Genomic DNA, 755 nt, shown 5'->3' on the forward strand with positions numbered 1-755 from the left:
CGGTGCCGCCGTCGCCGCCGTCTCCGCCCTCGGCGATGCCCAGCGCGACCCCGGCTCCGCCGCGACCGCCGGAACCACCGAAGGTCTCACCCTGCCCGCCGGCGCCGCCGTTGCCGGCCACCCCGATGATCGTGGTCAGGAACGGCAGGGTGGAGGTGAAGTGAGCGGTGCTGCCGCCGGTGCCGCCGGTGCCGCCGGTGATGCCGCCGTCACCGCCGTTGCCGCCGTTGCCCCCGGTGCCGATGGTGAACGTGCCGACATCGATGCCCAGCCGGTCGATGAGGTCGCCGACGTCGATGCCGCCGAACTCCAGCCCGGCGAGCAGATCGTTGATGTCGATGTTGTCGCCGGCCAGTTCGAGCAGACCGCCGAGGGCGAAGACGCCCTTGCCGCCGGTCCCGCCGGTGCCGCCGACCAGACCGCCGTCGCCGCCGTTGCCGCCCGCCGCCTCCTCGGTGGAGATCATGCCGGCGAGCTGGGTGAAGTCGAGGTCGAGTTCGCCATCGCCGAGCAGGGCGGAGAGCAGTTGCGCGAGTGCGGCGTCGTCGAGCAGATCGAACGGGTTCGAGTGCTGCCGGGTGCCACCGGTACCGCCGGCCCCGCCGATGAGCGTGCCGTTACCGCCGTCGCCGCCCCGGCCCGCTGTGGCGTGACCGACCGGCAGCGGCACCTGTTCGTTGAACTCCAGCCCGAGCAGCGGAATACCGCCGGACAACGTGGCATCGGCCAGTGTGGTGCCCCCGGTGGCCGACCCG

At 73.2% G+C, this 755-nt stretch carries 1 pseudogene; it reads right to left on the reverse strand.

Annotated features, from left to right (window positions below):
- Positions 1 to 755 (reverse strand): annotated as a pseudogene (locus tag MVA01S_RS31130) (hypothetical protein); the annotation flags it as partial.

It is taken from the genome of Mycolicibacterium vaccae NBRC 14118 = CIP 105934 (assembly GCF_001552715.1).
Lineage (GTDB): Bacteria > Actinomycetota > Actinomycetes > Mycobacteriales > Mycobacteriaceae > Mycobacterium > Mycobacterium vaccae.